A 20,490-nucleotide genomic window follows, 5' to 3' on the forward strand; every position below is an offset into this window, starting at 1 on the left:
CATCCTCCCTTAAGAGAATGGTAAGTGGGTTTTGAGGCCATAATTAATCATATTAACATCATGCAGAAGTGGGAAATATGTCTGCACAAATATTTTGAAAACCCTATCATCTTTTACCCTTTGTAAGCATACAATAGGGCTTTGTCAATGTCAATGCGTTTGGAGTGAAAAAGTTCACAAACAAAAAGGTAAAAATATGGTATGTTCACATATTTATCACATTTAATTTTTGGATATCTATTGAAAAAGGAGCGAGTTTCTGCATCGCTCCTGAAAACGCTTTAAATTAACATTATCACTTACTTTGAGTGGTCCGCTTGTTTACCGAAGGTTCCGGGTCCCCGAGCTGCCCATCCGGCCTCACAAATAGGTAGGTTTCAATCCAATCTTCCTTGCCGGCTTTTTTGGCAAACACCTTTGCAAGGTATAGCCCAGGCCCAGGAAGCTTATCTGCCGGAATTTCCTGCAGCAGCTGTCCTTTGCCTGCATTTCTTTTCCAGTCAAGATATCCCATGAAGCGGAGGCTTTCCGAATCAAACATGGCAATTCCGAACTCTTCTGCCCCGCCAGGAAGATACACTTCATAGCGATACGTGCCCGGCTTATCTCCTTTGCCCAGTCCGAATCCCATCACCCTTGGATAATCCGGCTCTTCAAGCACATAAAGATAGGGAATTCTGATGCTTTCGGCACCTGCCTTCATAAGCAGGTACCCATCATAGATCTTTTTCTTTAAAAGAGTCGGGTCTGCCGACATTTTGATTTCCACCTTTTTCTTATCACCTGGGTTTAATTGAAATGTCATAGGCATTTCCCAATTGATGCCCTGTGCCTTATAAGGTAGAGAAAAGGAGTAGGTCTGCGTTTTCTCACTAATATTTTCAACCGCTATAAAACTGCTGTGTTCATGCAGCCTGTCTGCGATCTGAAATTTCCCAAACTGCAGAGAGGCCGGGAGGACAAGCGTTTCTGCTCTCAGCGCTTGATCAAGCTGGATTCTGCCTGCTCCCTGCTCATAAGTTCTATATGTTTTTCCTTCTGTATTCATAAGAAGCTTAGCCGTATTCATAAGTACTGCCTTAATCCGTTCCGGCCCCCATTCGGGATGAGCCTGTTTCAGGATGGCACAGGCCCCTGCGACATGCGGAGCGGCCATGCTAGTCCCCTGCAGCGGCAGGTAACCGCCAGGAATGGTGCTATTTATGGCGACTCCAGGTGCCACAACATCCGGCTTGATTTCCCATGTTGATGTAACGGGTCCGCGGGAACTGAAGTCAGCCAGGATATCCCTTTCTTCTATTATATTAGTCCGGGCAAGGAGTCTTCCTTCATTAATGTTCTTCTTGAGCTCCTCTCCTTCTTCCTTTGATAACGCCGCTACCGGAATTGGAACACCACTGTCCAGATTGCCAAAGAACCTGCCTTTTGTATTATTAAAAATAATGATTCCCTCTGCTCCTGCTTCCATTGCATGGACTGCCTTATCAGTAAACGTTAGTTCCCCTCGTTCCACTAATACCATTTTCCCTTTGGCATTCTTCAATTCTTCAGGATGACCGAGTCCTCCATCGACCAATTCATAGGATCGGTCAAATTCCCAATCCTTTGACCCCTGCAGCAAATCAAGACGAATTTCCCGCCCGCCTATGCTCAAAAATGGCACCTTCATTGTCGGTGTTGAGGCTCCTACAGAAATGGCCTTCGCCGCTGTGCCCGGTGATCCGACCGTCCAAATATTCGGGCCCGAATTACCCGATGAAGTGACAGCCGTTATTCCCTTTTCAACTGCTTTATTAAGGGCCATGCTTATCGGAAGGTCAGGTCCGTTCACGTTATTTCCCAAGGAAAGGTTTAACACATCTACTTTATCCTTTATTGCCTGTTCGATGGCCGCTATCACCTGTTCTGTTGTTCCGCTGCCGCCTGGTCCGAGAGCCCGGTAGGCGATAATGGTTGCTTCAGGTGCAACCCCTTGAATTCTGCCATTTGCCGCAATGATTCCTGCGACGTGAGTGCCGTGCAGTGTGCCTTGTCCCCCTGCAGCTTTTGTTTCCATCGGATCCTTATCATTATCCACCAGATCATGTCCGCCGCCATAGCTCCTTCGCAAGTCTGGATGATTATAATCGATGCCGGTATCGATTACGCCCACTTTCACACCCTTGCCTGTGAGTCGCTGATTATCTCTGTCATAATAGCCTCTGGCACTAATTCCGCCAATCAGCTTGATATTGTCATCGGAATGTACATGATAGGTATTAACCGGTGAAACAGAAGATACTGACTCTATCTTTTGCAGGCTTTGCAATGCAGATTGCTTTCCTATAACTGAAAAGCCGTTCAACGCCTGATTGAATGTATGCCTAATTTGCAGATCAGGATTTTGATCGATCATTTTCTTAATCCCCTGTTCGTTCTTCGCATCTTTCAGAACGACGATAGCCACTTTTTCTATATCAGGTGACTCTTCCGGAATAGGAGGGTGTGAAAGTGTCCGGGCCAAAACAGTACTTTGACTCCAAAAGAAGGAGATGAATGTTAAGATTAGCAAGAGTTTTTTCATAAGAAAACCCACCCTCTTTTTGTTTTAGGGTGGGCTGAATAGGTGCCATGTATGCGTAAATTGATATAAAATAAACGGCTAGTTCAAGGATTCATAAACAATATTAGCTACTTCTTTTGAAAGAGCGCCTGTGCTTCGGTATGATCCGCTTGGCAAAGGACCATTGTTTTGTTTGTTCGTAAGCAGGATAATCTGGAGGTTTTCCTTTGGATCTATAATAACCTGGGTTCCAGTAAAACCAGTATGGCCAAAGGCTATGTCAGAATAGTGATCTCCCATATACCAGCTTTTATCCAGCTCCCAGCCATATCCCTGGCCAAAACGCTGAGGAGAGGTAAAGATATCAATCACTTCTTTATCATACATTTTGGTTTTTCCATATGTTCCGCCATTTAACATGGTCTGGCCCAATACGGCAAGGTCCCTTGCTGTCGAAAATAAACCGGCATGGCCAGCAATACCTTTATTGCCATAGAAGCTATTCCCATCATTAACTTCTCCAATTAATGTGTAATTTCTCCAGTATTTAAACATATCCGGACTTTCTTCAACATAGTACCCAAAATTAGGGTCATCAATCATTTTATATTCATAAGGATTCCCCCAGGAAGTAGCTGCAATTTTATGTTTGAAATGTTCAGGAGGAGTAAACATCGTATCATGCATTTTTAAGGGATTATATATATTTTCCTCTAAGTATTTATCCAATTTTTGTCCACTTATCTCTTCAATTAAAAAACCCAGCATCATAAAGCTAAAATCACTATATCTTCTGTCCGTTCCAGTCGGGTATTCAAGGGGCAGCTGGTTTATATAACTCAGAACCTCTTCCGAATTGTCAGCATATAGGTATGTCGGTTTCCAAGGAGTCAATCCTGAGGTGTGTGTCAGCAAGTCGGCTATTGTAATATCTTCTTTTCCACGCTGAGCAAACTCAGGTATATATTCAGATACCTTGTCATTGACTGAAAGTTCACCGTCACTTACCAGTTTCATAATGCCCTGAGTTGTTCCCATCACCTTCGTAACGGAAGCAAGATCGAAGATTGTTCTCTTTTTCATTTTTCGGGGATTACTGAGTAATTCCCCCATATCGTATTTTTGTGCATATCCATATGCTTCCTCTTTGACGATTTTTCCATCCTTTGCCACAAGAACTACTGCACCGGGTGTAATACCATCCTCAATAGCCTCCGTAATTGCTCTATCAATACCCTTTAATTTGACAGGATCAAAGCCAGCCTTTTTCGGATCAGCATGACTTAATTTCTGCCCGGACCGTTCTGTGGCATTCACCATATTTCCAGAAAATACTGCAGAACTTAAGGCTAATGCCAATACTATTAACAATATCTTTAACCTTTTCAAATTTTCATCTCCTTTATAAACAATATACAATATTTTGTATAATTAATATTATCTATCTTTCAATCGATTATCAATATAGTTTTTAGTATTTTCAGAAAATAGTACTTTTAGATTATCACGAAAAAAATAAGCCATCAAATAAATGATGGCTTACTCCCTTTATGTATTAGAATAGCTGATTCGGTTCAAGTTTCCCCTTTTGAATTAACCGGTCACGCTTCTTATCTCTCCACATATCCGTTAGCGTCGCGGCTATTAATAATAATGTAAGCAGAATTCCTTTTCCTTCTGCCAGTTTAAATACCAGGGCGATAAAACCTTCGGACATGAAGGTATTCATTAATGAACCCAGCAGCATGATGATCCAGACAATTAATGCTCCTTCTACTACGGCTAATGCTCTCATTTATTCGACCTCCCGAGTATTTAAAATCATTATGCCAATACCCTGAAGACAGCAGTCTAAACGTACATCTAGCAATTTGGGATTGCCTTTACTTTCCAAAAATCTTCTGCCAGATGCTTTTGCTTTTTTCAGCTTCTAATGCACCGGCTACTTCTTCTACAGACTTTTGTGTCGCCATCAGTTTTTCATAGAGGGAAGTGACTTTTTCGCTCTCTTTTTCATAGCCTTGTGCATGGGCATTTCTTAAATCTTCAATTGTGAGTTTGAGCTCATGCACCTCATGTATCAGCTGTTTGTTTTGTTCTCTGATTTTATTTTGGGTTAGACGGGATTGTTCATTTTGCTGAACGAGAAAGCTGACCAGCTTTTTCATATCTGTCAGTTCTGAATTCACATTCACCAATGAGGTGGTGCTGCTTTCTTCCTCATCTTCCACTGTAATGATCACTGGGATTCCTGCATCCTCAAGCTTTGCTGTGACTTCCTCTTTTTTTAACCCATCTGAATACAATTTCCGGATGAATTTAAGCTTTTCGATTTCGGAAGCTTGGATTTTATAGCGATTGTGTTCTTTCCGATAATTTATGTATTCTGCATGCTCCTGCAAATAGCGCTTTAAGCTATTCTCAGGTATGTCCGGAAGTGCTTCTTTGAGCTCCTTCATTGTCAAATACTGATTTGCCAACGTCCTCAGCACCTTTCTTGGTATCTTGCCGATTCACCCAGCCGCCTCTGGGCATTACCTATGACTAACCACCTAACCGCCAACAAAACCACCATCAATATTTTTGAGGTGAATGCCCCATCAACGAAGCTATTTCTGTTGTCTTTCTTCAACCGTGACCAGACCAACGAATCACTTTGAAACATCTAGAAACACTAATATATCAACAATTTGCAAATAACCATCCAACCATCAACATGTTAACCGCTTACTACTTCAGCGCGAATTATACTTTCATTTCTTCTATACTCTATCATAACTTTTCCAGCTTTGCGGGGAAAGAGACTTTTAACATAATTATTGATTAATACTATAAAAATCCATCTACTCATGATCACCCACCCAACCACCAACATATCAACCATGTAATTTCGCAGTAGTTTGACACTCTTCTCCCCTCCCCTTTATAGAAAAGAACAGAAAAATGCACCTCCTTTTAAGAGAGGTGCATTTTTCAATACTAATATTAATTGCAGAACTGTTAAAATCTCATTTTAAAAAATGTGATAGAAAAAAATTTTATTTTGTTCCGAATAAACGGTCGCCTGCATCGCCGAGACCAGGAACAATATAGCCTTTTTCGTTCAATTTTTCGTCTAATGCTGCAATATAGATATCAACGTCAGGGTGAGCTTCCTGTACAGCTTCTACCCCTTCAGGGGCAGCAATCAGGCACATGAATTTAATGTTTTTGCCTCCGCGCTTTTTAAGAGAGTGGATGGCTTCAATTGCGGAACCGCCAGTTGCAAGCATTGGGTCAACCACGATGAAATCTCTTTCTTCCACATCACTTGGAAGTTTTGCATAGTATTCAACCGGCTGCAGTGTTTCCGGGTCGCGGTATAAACCGATATGGCCCACTTTGGCAGCTGGAATCAGCTTCAAGATGCCGTCAACCATTCCAATTCCTGCACGCAGAATAGGGATAATTCCTAACTTCTTACCTGCTAGTACGCTGGACTTCATCGTGCTGACTGGAGTTTCTATTGTAATTTCTTCTAAAGGCATATCACGGGTGATTTCGAATGCCATAAGTGTTGCCACTTCATCGACAAGCTCACGAAATTCCTTTGTTCCCGTACTTTTTTCACGAATGTATGTAAGCTTATGCTGAATTAATGGATGGTCAAAAACGTAAACCTTTGCCATGATTATCTCTCCTTTTCAATATGCAGATTAGTCGAACCACACTTCGTCTAATTTTACAGAAAAACAGTTCCATCGGCAACTATGATTCGCTTTTGTTAAAGAAAAGTCATTTTTAAAAGAAAAGCGTAAGCGCCTCGTTCACCTAAGGAACGCAGGCTAAGAGCGTCACGTCCTGTGGCAGCGTCTGCATGACCCGCATCCTCCCAAAAGCTGCCGCTTTTGTTCGTGCGAGGATTATGCTGACGAAGCCTTCCTTGTCCTGCGGGCCTCAAGCATAAGACGGTTCCTGTAAGAAGCCATTTTTCCTTTTGAAAGGAAACGGGCTTAGACCTAGAGTCCCTGGAGCCCCAGCTAGACAAGCTTGCAACCTCGAGGGGGCAGGCTGTTTGCGCCAGACAGTTCTCGAAGTTCGAAATTTTCTTATATAACCATACAAAAGCCGGCCTCTTGCTGTGGCCGGCTGACTGATTAATATTCAGGATATAAAGTGAAGCTGCCTGTTAAGGCTTCGACGCGCTGAGCCGCTTCTTGAAGCTTCCCTTCATCTTCATGATTCTTTAGTGTGAAGGCAATAATGGATGCAATTTCCTGCATTTCTTTTTCGCCAAATCCGCGGGAAGTCACAGCCGCTGTTCCGATGCGGATGCCGCTTGTTACGAATGGGCTTTCCGGATCGAAAGGAATCGTGTTTTTGTTGACTGTAATGCCGACCTCATCAAGTACTTTCTCAGCTACTTTCCCTGTTAAACCAAGGGAGCGGAGATCAACTAAGAGCAGGTGGTTGTCTGTACCCTGTGATACAAGGTCAATTCCTTCAGCCTGCAATGCTTCCGCCAGCTTTTTGGCATTAGAAATAATATTGCCTGCATATGTTTTGAAGTCTTCCTGAAGCGCTTCGCCGAAGGCAACCGCTTTTGCCGCAATAACATGCATTAAAGGACCGCCCTGGATTCCAGGGAAAATGGATTTATCAATTTTCTTCGCATATTCTTCTTTGCAGAGAATCATGCCGCCGCGCGGTCCGCGTAATGTCTTGTGCGTGGTAGTTGTAACAAAGTCCGCGAACGGAACCGGATTCTGATGAAGCCCAGCAGCTACAAGACCTGCAATATGAGCCATATCAACCATCAGCATGGCACCGACTTCATCGGCAATTTCACGGAAACGCTTGAAGTCAATTTCACGCGGATAGGCACTTGCACCCGCTACAATTAGTTTCGGTTTATGCTGACGGGCCTTTTCAAGCACATCATCATAATTGATGCGATGTGTTTCTTTATCCACCCCATATTCGACGAAATTGTACTGCACGCCGCTGAAATTAACTGGACTGCCATGAGTTAAATGACCGCCATGGGATAGATTCATGCCAAGAACAGTGTCTCCCTGTTCAAGGACAGTGAAGTATACAGCCATATTTGCCTGTGCACCTGAGTGCGGCTGCACGTTCACATGCTCTGCTCCGAAAATTTCCTTCGCACGGTCACGTGCTAAATCTTCGACTACATCCACATGTTCACAACCGCCATAATAGCGTCGGCCTGGGTAGCCTTCAGCATACTTGTTTGTTAAAACAGAACCCTGTGCTTCCATTACCGCTTCACTGACAAAGTTTTCAGAAGCGATTAATTCAATCTTTGATCTCTGGCGTCCCAATTCTTCCTGAATCGACTTGAAAACCTGCTCATCCTGCTGTGCTAAATGCTTCATAAGAATCCTCCCTTTTCTCCAACACACTTTTAATAAAGGAAAGCTTTGTTAAGGCTCTCCATTTTTATGTATCGATCTTTTTGTGAAAATTCTTTTTCATTTTAGCATGTTTTCCGAAAAAGTGACAGGCACCTATACCAGTTTGATGAAGTGGTATAGGTGCCTGTCACCATCCTTTTATTCCCAGTTCCAATAATCCACTTCGCCAAGGTATGGCGCACGGATTTGCTTTTCTTCTTTTAGCTTTAATAGCTCTTTTACCGGGCCGGTAACGACTGCTCCATAGACAGTGAAGCCGTTTTTTTGCAGATATTGATGACGTTCTTTCAGATGATCCAGTCCTAAAAAGTTTTCATAATAGCTTTGAGATTCATTTTTTAACAGGTTTTCCATCTGTTTCAGCATCAACTTTTTATTTTCTTCCATAAATTCCTCATTAAGAGCCAATTTCGACTCTGACATATAATCTTCTCCTGCTTCCCTTCCTCCAGTCAGACCATAAATGGATGTTAATTCGATTGAGTTGCCTCCGCTTCCATACCCCGTCTGAAATTCCTTCAGTTCCCCTGTATAGAGCGGCATCCAAAGGACTTCCAGGTCATAGGGCTCTAACAAGGTCAGAAGATCTTCAGGTTCCATGAATGACTGTGTGGAAAATGCCATTTCCGCCACAGTCCCGTCGTGTATTTTGTCAAGAGATGCCCAAACACCTGGTTTCCCTTCAGCTGATAGCTTTTTTCCGCTTTTCGGATTTTCAGGCAGGGAGAAACGGTAAATGTTTTCGTTTTGCGGCTTATATTTCTGGATTTTTAAGGTTGAATACGAATTTAGCAGTCTTTTCTCAATTTGAACCTCCCCGATTGTTTGAGATTCACGGCCAATCTGGCGGGAAATCAGGTAGGATATTTTCTGTGTCAGAAATGGAGTTAGTTCTTTGTTAACAAAACCGCCAAAATCCTCATATAGATTCGGATGCTTCCAATCAAGAGCTACCTTGCTGTAAAATACATGCTTCTTTTCACTATTGGCGGCATCGGATAATATATTCACGGCCATCATATAAACCCAGAACAAAAGCAGACAGGCAGCGATGACCCTCATTACTCTGAATGTTAAGGTAAAACGGTATTTGGCCATGATTTTCTTTTCGCGGTCTTTGTTCCAGTCAGTCATGTTTTTCCCTCCAATGTTCATCGGCGAGCTGTGTCAGCTTTTTCCGGGCCCGATGCAGTGTCACCTTTACTTGATTTTCCGATAGATCCAGCGCCTCCTGGATTTCACTATAGCTAAAAGACTCAAATTCTCTTAAATATAAAATGGACCGATACTGTTCCGGCAGGCAGCTCATAAGGTCTGCTACTTTTTTCTTCGATTCTTTATTTAATGCTTCATCCTCCGGCAGCCCATAGGGACTTGTCATTTCATCTCTGGAAAATAAATAGCCGGCAAAAGGAACCTTCTTTCTCCTCTGCCGTTTCCTCCATTCATCCAAATAGGCGTTCCTTGCTACTTTGAATAGCCATGCCCTTACATCTTCCTGTTTATAGAAAGAGAGAGAAATCGTTGCCTTAATGAATGTTTCCTGAGTTAAATCCTCCGCTGTTTCCTTGGAGCCTGACATTTTATATAAATAGTAATAAAGCGGTCTGGCATAATGCCGATATAAATCATCCAGCCTATCCCGCCTGTTTTCTTTCAACGGTTTCTCCCCCTTTCTCAAGAAAAGCTGCACTTTATACACGTTCTTCCTTCCTGAATGTTACACGTTCCATAAAAAAAAGTGACAGGCACCTATACCAGTTTGATGAAGTGGTATAGGTGCCTGTCACCCATAGAGTTTAACTGCATGATTCATTTTCTGGTTTACGTTCATAGATCGCCCGTGCCCCGCCGATCAGTTTCGGCCTGGTTTTGGCCATGGTGACGTGGGCCTCGCCCACTGATTTTTGTGAGGTCCTGATCGGAACGGCTACATGCTTCAGATGCATGCCGATCAGGGTGTCGCCGATATCAATTCCCGCATCTGCCTTGACAAACTCTACCATGACGGGATCTTTGAAGTGTTCATAGGCATATGCTGCCATAGCGCCGCCGGCCGTGCGGTGAGGGATGACGGTTACTTCATCCAGGCTTTTTGCTTCAGCAACAGCCCTCTCAACTACGAGTGCCCTGTTCAAATGTTCACAGCATTGAAAGGCGAGAGCTGCCCCCGTATCCTTGTGGAGCTTGTCCAGACGTTCAAAAATCATTTCAGCCACTTGTTCCGTTCCGGCTGTGCCGATTCTTTTCCCGGCCACTTCACTTGTGCTGCAGCCAACTACTATAATATGCTTTTCTCTTAGAAGTACTTGTTCGCTAAATTCACGAATGATTATATCCAGTTCTTTTTTCCATTGTTCAATCAAAATGCTCACCCTTTCGGAAGATTCACTTCGTTTCGTAAGCTGTAATCTTTCCTACACGGTTTTCATGGCGGCCGCCTTCAAATTCCGTTGAAAGCCACACTTTTGCAATTTCACGAGCCAGGCCTGGGCCAATCACTCGTTCACCCATAGCGAGGATGTTGCTGTCATTATGTTCACGGGTTGCTTTGGCACTGAATACATCGTGCACAAGCGCACAGCGAATTCCCTTCACTTTGTTAGCGGAGATGCTCATGCCAATCCCCGTCCCGCAGATCAGAATGCCTTTATCGAATTCCCCTCCTGCTACCTTTTCAGCAACAGGCAATGCATAATCCGGATAATCTACTGAAGTTTCGCATTCACAGCCGAAATCCTCATACTCAATGTTCATTTCATCCATTAGGCTTTTGATTTCCTCGCGGAGATTAAGTCCGCCATGGTCTGATGCAATTGCAATTTTCATTATGAAACCCTCCTGTTTGAAGCCCGCTTTATTTTGACATTATGCTTTTATTTTGACACAAAACATGGAAAATATAAAGAAAGGGAGCTGCATTTTGGGCTCCCTTAAAGTTTAAACTTAGTAATTGTGCTATTTAATTTTTCCGCTTGTTCTTTAAGCTCGATGGCCAGTCTTTCTACATTTCCAATCACAGCAGTCTGATGCTGAGTGGCTGCTGAAACCTCCTGTGCGCCTGCTGATGTTTCTTCAGCAATCGCCGCAACTTCCTGGGATTGTGTGGATGTAAGCTGTATTCCCTCCATCTGGTTATCAACCAAGCCTGAAATAGCAGACACAGATGCAGCCATTTCATTGACCACTTTCGCCATTTCTTCAATCACTTCGTTTGTTTTCGTCCCCTTTTTCACTTCATTATTAGCAGTCTCCACTTGATAAGAGATTTGCGTGACAACATTGCGGACCTCTTCCTGAATGTTTTTTATCAATTCTGAGATGCCCTGCACTGCCTGTGCACTTTCATCTGCAAGTTTACGCACTTCCTCAGCGACTACGGCGAACCCTTTGCCATGGTCCCCCGCACGGGCTGCTTCAATGGAAGCATTTAAAGCAAGAAGGTTAGTCTGCGCTGCAATATCACCGACAAGCTGAATAATCTGCTCCACTTTCACGGCATTTTGTTCAAGGCGCTTCACTGTCTGCAATGATTCCACATTATCGCGGGCCAATTTTTCTATACCTGAAATAAGTGAATGGATCACTTTCTTTGATTCCATCAAGTCCTGAACCATTTCGCCGGAAACATTTTGTGATGCTTTTGCTGTATCCTGGACCTCCTGAGCAATTCTCAGGACATCTTCCATTGATTCAGCTGTTGATTGAATGGAAACCGCAGAACTATCTGCTCCCTGGGAAATTTCGCTAATGGTTCTAGCAATCGAATCTGCCTGCTCTGCAGCTGCTGAAGACTCGGAAGACATCGCAATGACCTTTTCATTCGTTTCTCTAAAATTCTCGTCAATTTTATGGACCATATCCCTTAAATTGAAAAGCATATGATTGAATGCAATGCCCAATGAACGGATTTCATCATCTGACTTGGAAAGCTCTGCGTCCTGGCCGATATCGCCATTGGCAGCCATGAGTGCCGTTTTTTCAAGTTTCTGTAAAGGTTTGATAATGAAACCTGCAGCAAAAAAAGCAAGAACACCTGACCAAAAAATTCCCATTCCTAAAGTTATAATAGTAAAAACAGCCTCTCCAAATGGAAGCATTTCTTCAATACCAGGAAATAGAAAGTAAAGAAATATGGCACTTGTGGTGTATGTAATGATGGCCAGCGATGTGATAAAGAATACGAGCTTTTTCCTAAGGCCAAACTTATAGCCCTTTTTCTCCCCCATTATGTTGTCCCCCTGATTAATCTGGTCTCTTTACGCGATCCAACATTTGTTCAATCGCTTCTGTCAGATCTTTAAATGTATTTCTATATATCTCAACCGGTCCCCCATATGGATCGATAATATCTCCCGCGGCTCCGGCAAACTCTTTTAGTGTGAAGGTTTTGTCTTCCGCATCAGGAAACATGGACAGAACGGTATTTTTGTGGCCGGCTGTCATTGTTAAAATATAGGTCGCCCAGTCAATTAACTCTTTACTCATACTGGAAGACTGATGCTGCAGCGGTATCCCATGCTCCTCCAGCACACTTTTTGTATGCGGGGACGCCTCGCTGCCGTCTGCTGCAAAGACTCCAGCCGATTTCACTTCTACACCCGGGAGCGATTTGCTTTTTAAAATGGCTTCTGCCATCGGGCTTCTGCAAGTATTTCCTGTACATACAAATAATATTTTTGTCACAGAGATACTCCCTCCTTATATATCGGTCTATAACCATAAAATTTTATTCAAATATTTCAGTTTGCACTTTTCTTACATTATAAGTCAAAATTCCCATAACACCTATAGCTCCCTTGCAAAAAAAGAAAAAGGGCGACCCGCACCCTTTCCATTTTTCACAAAATATTAACATTTAAACACAGGCTCACTTTTATAAAAATAAGAGTTTTATCCCGAAGGCAAGGAGGATGGCACCACCGAGCGCCTCGCTGTAGGAGCCGATCCAGCTTTGTACCTTCCTGCCAGTGAGGAGGCCAGCCCATGTGAGGATGGTCGCCCCGGCTCCGAAGAACATGAGCACAAGCAAGGTTTTGGCACCGTAGATTCCGAGGCTGAGGCCTACTGAAAAACTATCAAGGCTGACGCTCAAGGCAAAAATCATCAGCCCTATGCCCACAGGGGTGATTAAGCTGTCTTCATCATCCCTGAAGCTTGACCAAATCATCTGCACACCTAATAATAGGAGCAATCCCCCGCCTGCATAACCGGCAATGGCTCCGAATGTATTTGATAGAAATCGGCCTGCTATCATTCCCAATAAAGGCATCCATACATGGAAAAGTCCAATGGTGATGCCGATTTTTGCTATTTGTCTGAGGCGGAGTTTGTACATCCCCATGCCAAGACCTACCGAAAAGGCATCCATCCCCAATGCGAATGCCATTAGAGCCAGTGTTAAAATTTCCCCGATCATTACAGACATTTTTCCGCCTCCTTGGACTTGCTAATTCAGCATATGCACGTCCAGACGGTTTTAGAATGCCGACCGTTTTCCAAAACAAAAAACCGCCTCATGACGAAACGGTTTCATTATCTATCTCCTAATGACCCTGTGTCCTGCTGCTTTCATCAGGCGGTTCATGATTGCGTGCCCGACACCTTCACCCGGGAACATCTCACAGAAAATAATATCAGCATTTGTTGTGTTGAAGTATCTTAATGCTTCATAGAGCGAGCTGGCCACGGTTTCAAGCTTATCCCGCTGTCCGCAGGCATAGATAAAATCAGCGCGATAAAATTCCAGATTTTCCGATGTTGTCAGAACCCCCACAGAAAGGCCTTCCTTCTTTTTATCCTCAACAAAATACTGGATGTCTTCTTTTGTTCCTTCTACTAGATAAAGCGGAGCATCCGGCGCATAGTGACGGTATTTCATGCCGGGAGATTTTGGTGCCTGGCTTTCATCCGCTAATGCAGGATCTACGATGATCTCGCCTACAGCCTCTTCAAGCTGTTCTCTCGTAATGCCGCCTGGCCTTAAGATGACAGGCACATCACCTGTACAATCCACTACGGTGGATTCCACGCCAACGCCTGTCGAACCTCCATCCACTAATCCAGCTATTCTTCCATTCAAGTCTTCCCACACATGGTCAGCCGTTGTCGGACTGGGCCTTCCCGAGCGATTCGCACTTGGAGCGGCAATTGGCAATCCTGTTTTATTCAGCAGCGCCAGGGCTACTGGATGATCAGGCATTCTCACAGCAACTGTAGATAAATCTGCCGTTGCATAATGGGAAAGAACACCTTCCTTTAGATTAAAAATGAGCGTAAGCGGTCCCGGCCAAAATCGATCCATGAGCGCCTGCGCATTTTGCGGAATTTCGGTTACAAAAGCATCAAGCTTGCCTTTGTCAGCAATATGAATAATCAGGGGATTATCACTCGGACGTCCCTTCGCCTCAAATATTTTTCTGACCGCTTCATCATTTTCCGCATTCCCGCCTAATCCATATACGGTTTCTGTGGGGAAAGCGACCACTTCATTTTTTTTTAACAGATCGGCAGCTTGTGAACACTGTGAATAACTATCTTCTTTATCCACACTGTTATCCACCGACCATCTTTTTGTAATCATTGTTATCCACCTTCACAAAAAATGTTTTTTTGCTGTCAAAATTCCTATGTTTTCGACATTTTTTTGAACATTCCTTTGGAAAGTATAGTAGAAGAAGCTGGATAACTCAAGTCTTATCCACAAATTGTGTATAAATAAGAGGGATTTGTGTATAACTTTAGCAAGATACCCACAATTCACATGGATAATTTCAAAAAGAAAGAGTTATCCACAGTCATGATATGCTTAACATGCTCCGACTCGAATAAAACTTCCGGCAAGTGGGCTGTTTCTTCCTGTTTAAAGCCAAGCAGGCTGAAAAATGCCAGCGAGTTTCTTTTATTTGATGCGAGATATAAGGATTCCATGCCCCGATCCCTTGCCAGCAATAATATTTGCTCAAACAAAATAAATAGATCTTTTTCAGATGCTGTGGATGTCATCACAAGTGATCTCAAAAGACCGATCTTTCCATGGGGTTCAATTCCCAGGGTAGCCTTAATATCCCCGGAATCACTCTCCATAATCAAAAAATATTCGATTGCTTCCCTTATCCCATCCGTACTTAAGTTTGCCGATTCCAGAAAAGATGCCAGATTCTCCACATCTGAAGCATCAGCACATCTCACTACACCTGTTTCCATTTCTTCACCCCATTTTCTTATTGTCACTCTAGGAATATGAAAAAATAGAAAAAGTAGAACTAGATTTGAAAAATATTTCAGGATGTGAGAGAAAGATTACTGTAAAACAAAACACGGCAGCTGTCTGAATTCCGCTGCCGTGTTTATATTACTATCATATGCAATTTTTCTGCGGCGGGTTTAGTCGTTCGAGTTGCCGCCTTTTCTGCCGATTTCTTCGTAGAAATCGCGGTCATGGTTTTCACTTGTTGCTTCTCCGCCTTTGCGTCCAATTTCCTGATAGAATTCCTTGTCATGATTTTCCGCTGTCGCTTCTCCGCCTTTTTGGCCAATCTCCTGATAGAATTCACTATCATGATTTTCCGCTGTTGCTTCTCCGCCTTTTTGGCCTATTTCCTGATAGAAGTCCTTGTCATGGTTCTGGCTTGTTGCTTCTCCGCCCTTTTGGCCTATTTCCTGATAGAATTCCTTATCATGGTTGCGGCTTGTTGCTTCTCCACCCATGCGTCCTCTTTCCTCACGAGACATTTTATCGTTGTTATTATTGTTGTTTTTAGCCATTATCTTTCATCTCCTTTTTGTTTATGTTTTGTTGTTACACTACTTTAAATATCCGTTTTTAGTAGAATCAAACGCATGAAAAGAAGATGTTAAATGCTTGTCTTAAATGTAATTTGATTTCCAGTTTTTATAATGATTCTAAAAAAGAAAGACCTTGCTCTGCAGCAAGGACTAACCGAAGATTTTCTCCCATATTTCAGCTAAAAAGAATTTTACTTCCACAGGTTCTTCATCTTCTTCTGTATAAACAGGTGCTGTTTCTTTTTCGGAATCTGTATCAGCAGCGATTTCTTCTGCTTTTACTTCTCCCTTCTTTTCTCCTTCTTCAAAGCCTTCGCTTACAGCCACACCGTTTGAGAAATCAAGGAAGCAAAGAGGCGGGAAAAGCACACACCACCAGTTGGCTCCTTTTCCTTCGCCAAGAGTGATCAAGATCGCTTCGTATTCGCCAGCCGGATATAAAAACTGTCCGTATAATTTCGTCGGGAAGCTGACTTTTCCAAAGTCGGCATTTACTTTCTGATCAGATCCTTCATCAGCTACAACTTCTTCAGCAATCTTTTGAATCTCAGGCAATCTGGACTGGATCAGTTCACGTGCATCTTCGATTGAAGTTAAATCTGCCACCCACTCAGTGATCTCTGCATTTATTGCGTCCCTTACTTTCCTCTTAATCGCCTGGTCTTCTTCATTATCGCTGTTGGCCAAAATGCGCAGCCTGATTGCCTCACTTGGTATGACCATCGGCTCATCTGCCGTCACTTCTGTTTGCGGTATATATAAACTTAAAATGGTTCCTAAGGATAAAATCAGTACATATAATTTCACAATCGTTTTTGTATTCATCATTTCCGGCACCATCCCTTCACTATCCACAGTGTGGACAGGTTGCCAGAATCTTAAACTATTAAAATTAAATTTTTTTATAGTATTCTGATGCAGTGCCTCTCACCTAATAAAAAACCGCCATGCCGGCGGCTGTGTTACTCTATTTCCGCAAAAACCATCCGGTCTTTGCCGTTAATGTCATAGACTGTTTCCACATTTGCCTGCGGGAATGCCTGCTTCAGGAGTAATGAAACTGCTTCACTTTGGCCGGCACCCACCTCGAAGCCGATGATGGCACGGTCTTTGATGACAGCTGGCAGCTCTTCCATGAAGCGCCTGTATAAGTCCAGTCCGTCTTCACCCGCAAAGAGGGCGCGGTGCGGTTCGTGCTCGGTAACTATATCTGACATCCACTCGATATCCTTTTCCGGTATATATGGAGGATTGGATAGAATGATATCAAATTTCTTCCCTTTTGAAATAAGAGGCTGGAGAAGGTCACCCTGATAAAAATCGATTTCCGCGCCATTCTGTTCTGCATTTTTCTCAGCCAGTTCAAGGGTTGGTCCGTAGATATCTGTGGCCTTGACATTTAATTCCGGTTTTTCAAGCTTCATCGTAACGGCAATCGCCCCGCTGCCTGTGCCGATGTCTGCCATTTCAAGTCCATTCACAGAGCCGAACAGCTTATTTATCTTCTGCAGAGCGTTATAAACCAGTTCTTCCGTTTCTGGCCTTGGAATAAGTACATCTTCATTCACCTGGAAGGCGCGCCCATAGAATTCTTCAGAGCCGATGATATACTGAACAGGCTGGCCCGCAGCGTGTGATTGCACTGCCTTCTGGAATTCATCCAGGACTTCCGGATTCAAATCTTCACGTAAATTAGCCAAAAAGCTTGCCCTGGTCATCTTCATAAAATGCTGCAATAACAGCTCACCGGCATTCTCATCGCGGTTTGACTCTTTTAAAAAAGAAGAAGCCCAGTTGAGGGCTTCATATACTTTCATAGTTGGATTACTCATTGGATGCACTGTCCAGCTTCGCAGATTGCTCTTCAACGATCAGCGCGTCAATAACCTCATCGAGCTTGCCTTGAAGGATCTGATCAAGCTTTTGGATTGTCAAGCCGATGCGGTGATCCGTTACACGGTTTTGCGGGAAGTTGTACGTCCGGATACGCTCAGAGCGGTCTCCGGTACCAACTGCTGATTTACGCTGCTGGTCATATTCGGCCTGTGCTTCCTGCTGGAATTTATCATAAACACGGGCACGAAGAACTTTCATCGCTTTTTCTTTATTTTTAATCTGTGATTTTTCATCCTGGCAGGATACAACCGTACCTGTCGGCAAGTGAGTCAGACGAACAGCTGACATCGTCGTGTTAACACTCTGTCCGCCCGGTCCGCTTGAAGCAAATGTATCCACACGGATATCTTTTTCATGAATGTCAATTTCCACTTCTTCTGCTTCAGGAAGAACCGCAACTGTTGCAGTTGAAGTGTGGATGCGCCCGCCGGATTCAGTTTCCGGCACACGTTGAACACGGTGTGCGCCATTTTCAAACTTAAGCTTGGAATAAGCGCCATTTCCGTTGATCATAAAGATGATTTCCTTATAGCCTCCAACGCCCGTAGAGCTTGCCTCAATGACATCGATCTTCCAGCCCTGCGTCTCGGCATAGCGGCTGTACATACGGTATAAGTCACCTGCAAATAATGCAGCTTCATCACCGCCGGCTGCACCTCGGATTTCCATAATAACGTTTTTATCATCATTAGGATCTTTAGGAATGAGGAGGATTTTCAGACGTGCTTCCAGATCCTCTTTTCTTTCCTCAAGCTCGGACAATTCTTCTTTTACCATTTCGCGCATTTCGGCATCAAGCTTCTCTTCAAGCATGGCACGCGCATCCTGATACTGCTCTTTCACTTCTTTATATTCGCGGTATGTGTCCACAGTTTCCTGAATACCAGACTGTTCTTTTGAATATTCGCGAAGCTTTTTCGGATCATTGACAATTTCCGGATCGCTCAAAAGCTCATTTAATCTTTCATAACGGTCCTCGACAGATTGAAGACGATCAAACACAGCCATTCACCTCAATTTTTTATCCAATAACCGCCGGATATTGTCCCAGCGGGGTATAGTTTCATTTTATTTAAAGCCGCAACTCCATAACATTCTAATTATAGTATAGGTGATTGTTGCAGTCAAAACCATTCGGGAATAAGGATGTCTTCTTCCCTGTTAATAAATTTTCTGAAAAATCATTGCGGGTTTTTGTGATATCCGATATATTGGTTTTATGAAAAACAAAAACATTACACCCATCAAACGTTTGTCCCTTAGAGATGAAGTATACGAAACAATTAAGAAAAATATTATCCAGCTTGATTTTGAACCGGGTTCGCGCCTTCATGACAAGGAACTGGCAGAAGACTTTGGGATCAGCCGCACGCCTGTCCGGGAAGCCTTAAAACGGCTTGAGGATGAAGGGCTTGTTGTATCGACGCCCGGTTCATCAACCCGAGTCACCCCTCTAAATGAAGAAGGTGCCAGCCACGCCTTTCCTGTGGCAGCTTCCCTGCATGCTTTAGGTGCCAGGCTTGGCGTTCCCCGCTTAGTGCCAAGTGATTTTGAAAGGCTTGCGGCAGCCAATAAAAATTTGGAGGCCGCTATGAAAAAACAGGATATTCTTAGTGCAGTAAAAGCAGATGAAGCCTTCCACGAGGTTTATCTTTCTGCTGCAGATAATCCCGAAATTATCTCAGCATTAAAGAGAATTATGCCCAAAATTCAGCGTCTGGAAATTGCTCAATTCGGATCTATGAATGGGCTGAAATCTGTTGAACAGCACAAAAAAATTATGGAAGCTAGCAGGCAAGGCCAGGAGCAGCTGGCATCCAGACTGGTGGAGGAAAACTGGCTGAGCCTTGGCGGGCTTTTAACAGGGAAATGAGGTGAACTCGCATGAAGGCTATTCTATTAGGCGTTTGCTCCGCCTTCTTTTTTGCTTTTACATTTGTTTTGAACAGGGCAATGGAAATGGATGGCGGGAGCTGGCTGTGGAGTGCATCGCTCCGCTATTTTTTCATGATTCCCCTCTTGGGTGCCATTGTGGCATTCAGAGGGAATTTACGGCCATTATTTACTGAGATGAAAAAAGCTCCCGGACAATGGCTGTTATGGAGCTTTGTTGGCTTCGGTTTATTTTATGCTCCGTTATGTTTTGCAGCAGCCTATGGTCCCGGCTGGCTGATTGCCGGGACCTGGCAGATTACGATAATATCCGGCTCCCTGCTTGCACCGCTGTTTTTCGTTGCATATCGAACTGGAAAAGGAACTGTTAAGGCTAGAGGAAAGGTACCATTTCGCGGTCTGATGATGAGCCTGATCATTCTTCTTGGAGTTGCTGTGATGCAAGTCGAGCATGCCTCCTCCATTTCATTTCGGGATACCATGCTTGTAATCATTCCTTTAGTTATCGCATCCTTTGCCTATCCATTAGGCAACCGCAAAATGATGGATGTGTGTGAAAATCGGCTGGATGCCTACCAGCGTGTGCTCGGAATGACAATTGCCAGTCTTCCGTTCTGGGTCATTCTTTCTGCAGCTGCCATGGCAACAAGCGGAGTGCCCAGCTTTGGCCAGGTCACTCAGTCCGGTTTAGTCGCCCTTTTTTCCGGGGTCTTTGCCACGGTGCTTTTCTTTGCAGCCACTGACCTTGTCCGCGGCAATATGCAAAAACTAGGGGCGGTGGAAGCAACCCAGTCTCTCGAGGTCCTTTTTGCTGTTCTCGGCGAAGTGCTGCTGCTGTCAAGCCCCCTGCCATCTGGAATTTCTTTGACAGGGATGGCACTTGTGATCATCGGCATGGTGCTGCACAGTTATGTAACTTCAAATAAAGTAAAATTAAAAAGAAAGGCTGCGTAA

General features: G+C 43.7%; 22 protein-coding genes. 2 read left to right on the top strand and 20 right to left on the bottom strand.

The genetic code is table 11. The annotated features are described in order from the left end of the window. Positions 1-295: 295 nt before the first annotated feature. The 20 genes from A361_RS25885 to prfA form a co-directional block, all read right to left on the bottom strand. The gene (locus A361_RS25885; protein WP_019380611.1) at positions 296-2,563 is read right to left on the bottom strand and encodes a S8 family serine peptidase; all 2,268 of its coding nucleotides are present in this window, start codon (positions 2,561-2,563) and stop codon (positions 296-298) included. Positions 2,564-2,641: 78 nt separating this feature from the next. After that, positions 2,642-3,931 (bottom strand): serine hydrolase, encoded by a 1,290-nt coding sequence (locus A361_RS25890; RefSeq protein ID WP_019380610.1) that lies wholly within the window; start codon positions 3,929-3,931, stop codon positions 2,642-2,644. A gap of 166 nt (positions 3,932-4,097) precedes the next feature. After that, complete coding sequence (locus A361_RS25895) at positions 4,098-4,337, bottom strand: hypothetical protein (protein WP_009332231.1); 240 nt, start codon at positions 4,335-4,337, stop codon at positions 4,098-4,100. A gap of 88 nt (positions 4,338-4,425) precedes the next feature. Then, positions 4,426-5,022, bottom strand: coding sequence for a hypothetical protein (locus tag A361_RS25900; protein WP_009332239.1), 597 nt, complete (start codon positions 5,020-5,022; stop codon positions 4,426-4,428). A gap of 239 nt (positions 5,023-5,261) precedes the next feature. Next, positions 5,262-5,393: a hypothetical protein gene (locus A361_RS31320; RefSeq protein WP_256815451.1), complete on the bottom strand. Its 132-nt coding sequence runs from the start codon at positions 5,391-5,393 to the stop codon at positions 5,262-5,264. A 187-nt stretch (positions 5,394-5,580) separates the two neighbouring features. Continuing rightward, positions 5,581-6,210: a uracil phosphoribosyltransferase gene (upp, locus tag A361_RS25905; RefSeq protein ID WP_009332241.1), complete on the bottom strand. Its 630-nt coding sequence runs from the start codon at positions 6,208-6,210 to the stop codon at positions 5,581-5,583. A 468-nt stretch (positions 6,211-6,678) separates the two neighbouring features. Continuing rightward, positions 6,679-7,920, bottom strand: a complete 1,242-nt coding sequence (gene glyA / locus A361_RS25915; protein WP_009332243.1) for a serine hydroxymethyltransferase — start codon at positions 7,918-7,920, stop codon at positions 6,679-6,681. Between the two features lie 177 nt (positions 7,921-8,097). After that, on the bottom strand, positions 8,098-9,093 hold the full coding sequence (locus tag A361_RS25920) for an anti-sigma factor (RefSeq protein ID WP_019380608.1): 996 nt from the start codon (positions 9,091-9,093) through the stop codon (positions 8,098-8,100). After that, positions 9,086-9,619: a sigma-70 family RNA polymerase sigma factor gene (locus tag A361_RS25925; protein WP_009332248.1), complete on the bottom strand. Its 534-nt coding sequence runs from the start codon at positions 9,617-9,619 to the stop codon at positions 9,086-9,088. Before A361_RS25925 ends, A361_RS25920 begins: the two co-directional genes overlap by 8 nt. A gap of 139 nt (positions 9,620-9,758) precedes the next feature. After that, complete coding sequence (locus A361_RS25930; protein WP_009332250.1) at positions 9,759-10,325, bottom strand: TIGR01440 family protein; 567 nt, start codon at positions 10,323-10,325, stop codon at positions 9,759-9,761. Positions 10,326-10,347: 22 nt separating this feature from the next. After that, positions 10,348-10,788, bottom strand: a complete 441-nt coding sequence (rpiB, locus tag A361_RS25935; RefSeq protein WP_009332252.1) for a ribose 5-phosphate isomerase B — start codon at positions 10,786-10,788, stop codon at positions 10,348-10,350. Between the two features lie 104 nt (positions 10,789-10,892). Then, positions 10,893-12,188 carry a methyl-accepting chemotaxis protein gene (locus tag A361_RS25940; protein WP_009332254.1) on the bottom strand — a complete coding sequence of 432 codons (1,296 nt, stop codon included), beginning with the start codon at positions 12,186-12,188 and terminating at the stop codon, positions 10,893-10,895. 16 nt (positions 12,189-12,204) lie between these two features. After that, positions 12,205-12,645 (bottom strand): low molecular weight protein arginine phosphatase, encoded by a 441-nt coding sequence (locus A361_RS25945; protein WP_019380606.1) that lies wholly within the window; start codon positions 12,643-12,645, stop codon positions 12,205-12,207. Between the two features lie 190 nt (positions 12,646-12,835). Then, complete coding sequence (locus tag A361_RS25950) at positions 12,836-13,387, bottom strand: manganese efflux pump MntP family protein (RefSeq protein ID WP_019380605.1); 552 nt, start codon at positions 13,385-13,387, stop codon at positions 12,836-12,838. A 111-nt stretch (positions 13,388-13,498) separates the two neighbouring features. Beyond that, a complete protein-coding gene (locus A361_RS25955; protein ID WP_019380604.1) occupies positions 13,499-14,542 on the bottom strand; it encodes an L-threonylcarbamoyladenylate synthase in 1,044 nt (347 codons plus the stop codon). Between the two features lie 176 nt (positions 14,543-14,718). Next, complete coding sequence (locus A361_RS25960; protein WP_236887953.1) at positions 14,719-15,192, bottom strand: hypothetical protein; 474 nt, start codon at positions 15,190-15,192, stop codon at positions 14,719-14,721. A gap of 153 nt (positions 15,193-15,345) precedes the next feature. Next, positions 15,346-15,726: a glucose starvation-inducible protein GsiB gene (gene gsiB, locus A361_RS25965; RefSeq protein WP_009332264.1), complete on the bottom strand. Its 381-nt coding sequence runs from the start codon at positions 15,724-15,726 to the stop codon at positions 15,346-15,348. A gap of 171 nt (positions 15,727-15,897) precedes the next feature. Then, positions 15,898-16,572, bottom strand: coding sequence for a stage II sporulation protein R (gene spoIIR, locus A361_RS25970; RefSeq protein WP_026041616.1), 675 nt, complete (start codon positions 16,570-16,572; stop codon positions 15,898-15,900). A 137-nt stretch (positions 16,573-16,709) separates the two neighbouring features. Then, complete coding sequence (gene prmC, locus A361_RS25975; protein WP_019380602.1) at positions 16,710-17,564, bottom strand: peptide chain release factor N(5)-glutamine methyltransferase; 855 nt, start codon at positions 17,562-17,564, stop codon at positions 16,710-16,712. Positions 17,565-17,571: 7 nt separating this feature from the next. Further along, positions 17,572-18,645 carry a peptide chain release factor 1 gene (gene prfA / locus A361_RS25980; RefSeq protein WP_019380601.1) on the bottom strand — a complete coding sequence of 358 codons (1,074 nt, stop codon included), beginning with the start codon at positions 18,643-18,645 and terminating at the stop codon, positions 17,572-17,574. A gap of 217 nt (positions 18,646-18,862) precedes the next feature. On the opposite strand from prfA, the gene A361_RS25985 reads away from it, so the two are divergent. Together A361_RS25985 and A361_RS25990 are read left to right on the top strand one after the other, a co-directional pair. Further along, entirely contained in the window at positions 18,863-19,516 is a 654-nt protein-coding gene (locus A361_RS25985) for a GntR family transcriptional regulator (RefSeq protein WP_019380600.1), read from the top strand. 11 nt (positions 19,517-19,527) lie between these two features. Beyond that, entirely contained in the window at positions 19,528-20,490 is a 963-nt protein-coding gene (locus tag A361_RS25990; RefSeq protein WP_009332274.1) for a multidrug resistance efflux transporter family protein, read from the top strand.

This window comes from Cytobacillus oceanisediminis 2691, assembly GCF_000294775.2.
Taxonomy (GTDB): Bacteria; Bacillota; Bacilli; order Bacillales; family Cytobacillaceae; genus Cytobacillus; species Cytobacillus pseudoceanisediminis.

Excerpts from the sequence above, each read along its gene's own strand:
- A361_RS25885 (WP_019380611.1), bottom strand. The coding sequence starts at position 2,563 with ATGAAAAAACTCTTGCTAATCTTAACATTCATCTCCTTCTTTTGGAGT.
- A361_RS25895 (WP_009332231.1), bottom strand. The coding sequence starts at position 4,337 with ATGAGAGCATTAGCCGTAGTAGAAGGAGCATTAATTGTCTGGATCATC.
- A361_RS31320 (WP_256815451.1), bottom strand. The coding sequence starts at position 5,393 with ATGAGTAGATGGATTTTTATAGTATTAATCAATAATTATGTTAAAAGT.
- upp (WP_009332241.1), bottom strand. The coding sequence starts at position 6,210 with ATGGCAAAGGTTTACGTTTTTGACCATCCATTAATTCAGCATAAGCTT.
- glyA (WP_009332243.1), bottom strand. The coding sequence starts at position 7,920 with ATGAAGCATTTAGCACAGCAGGATGAGCAGGTTTTCAAGTCGATTCAG.
- A361_RS25920 (WP_019380608.1), bottom strand. The coding sequence starts at position 9,093 with ATGACTGACTGGAACAAAGACCGCGAAAAGAAAATCATGGCCAAATAC.
- rpiB (WP_009332252.1), bottom strand. The coding sequence starts at position 10,788 with ATGAAAATTGCAATTGCATCAGACCATGGCGGACTTAATCTCCGCGAG.
- A361_RS25940 (WP_009332254.1), bottom strand. The coding sequence starts at position 12,188 with ATGGGGGAGAAAAAGGGCTATAAGTTTGGCCTTAGGAAAAAGCTCGTA.
- A361_RS25950 (WP_019380605.1), bottom strand. The coding sequence starts at position 13,387 with ATGTCTGTAATGATCGGGGAAATTTTAACACTGGCTCTAATGGCATTC.
- A361_RS25955 (WP_019380604.1), bottom strand. The coding sequence starts at position 14,542 with ATGATTACAAAAAGATGGTCGGTGGATAACAGTGTGGATAAAGAAGAT.
- gsiB (WP_009332264.1), bottom strand. The coding sequence starts at position 15,726 with ATGGCTAAAAACAACAATAATAACAACGATAAAATGTCTCGTGAGGAA.
- spoIIR (WP_026041616.1), bottom strand. The coding sequence starts at position 16,572 with ATGAATACAAAAACGATTGTGAAATTATATGTACTGATTTTATCCTTA.
- prmC (WP_019380602.1), bottom strand. The coding sequence starts at position 17,564 with ATGAAAGTATATGAAGCCCTCAACTGGGCTTCTTCTTTTTTAAAAGAG.
- A361_RS25985 (WP_019380600.1), top strand. The coding sequence starts at position 18,863 with ATGAAAAACAAAAACATTACACCCATCAAACGTTTGTCCCTTAGAGAT.
- A361_RS25990 (WP_009332274.1), top strand. The coding sequence starts at position 19,528 with ATGAAGGCTATTCTATTAGGCGTTTGCTCCGCCTTCTTTTTTGCTTTT.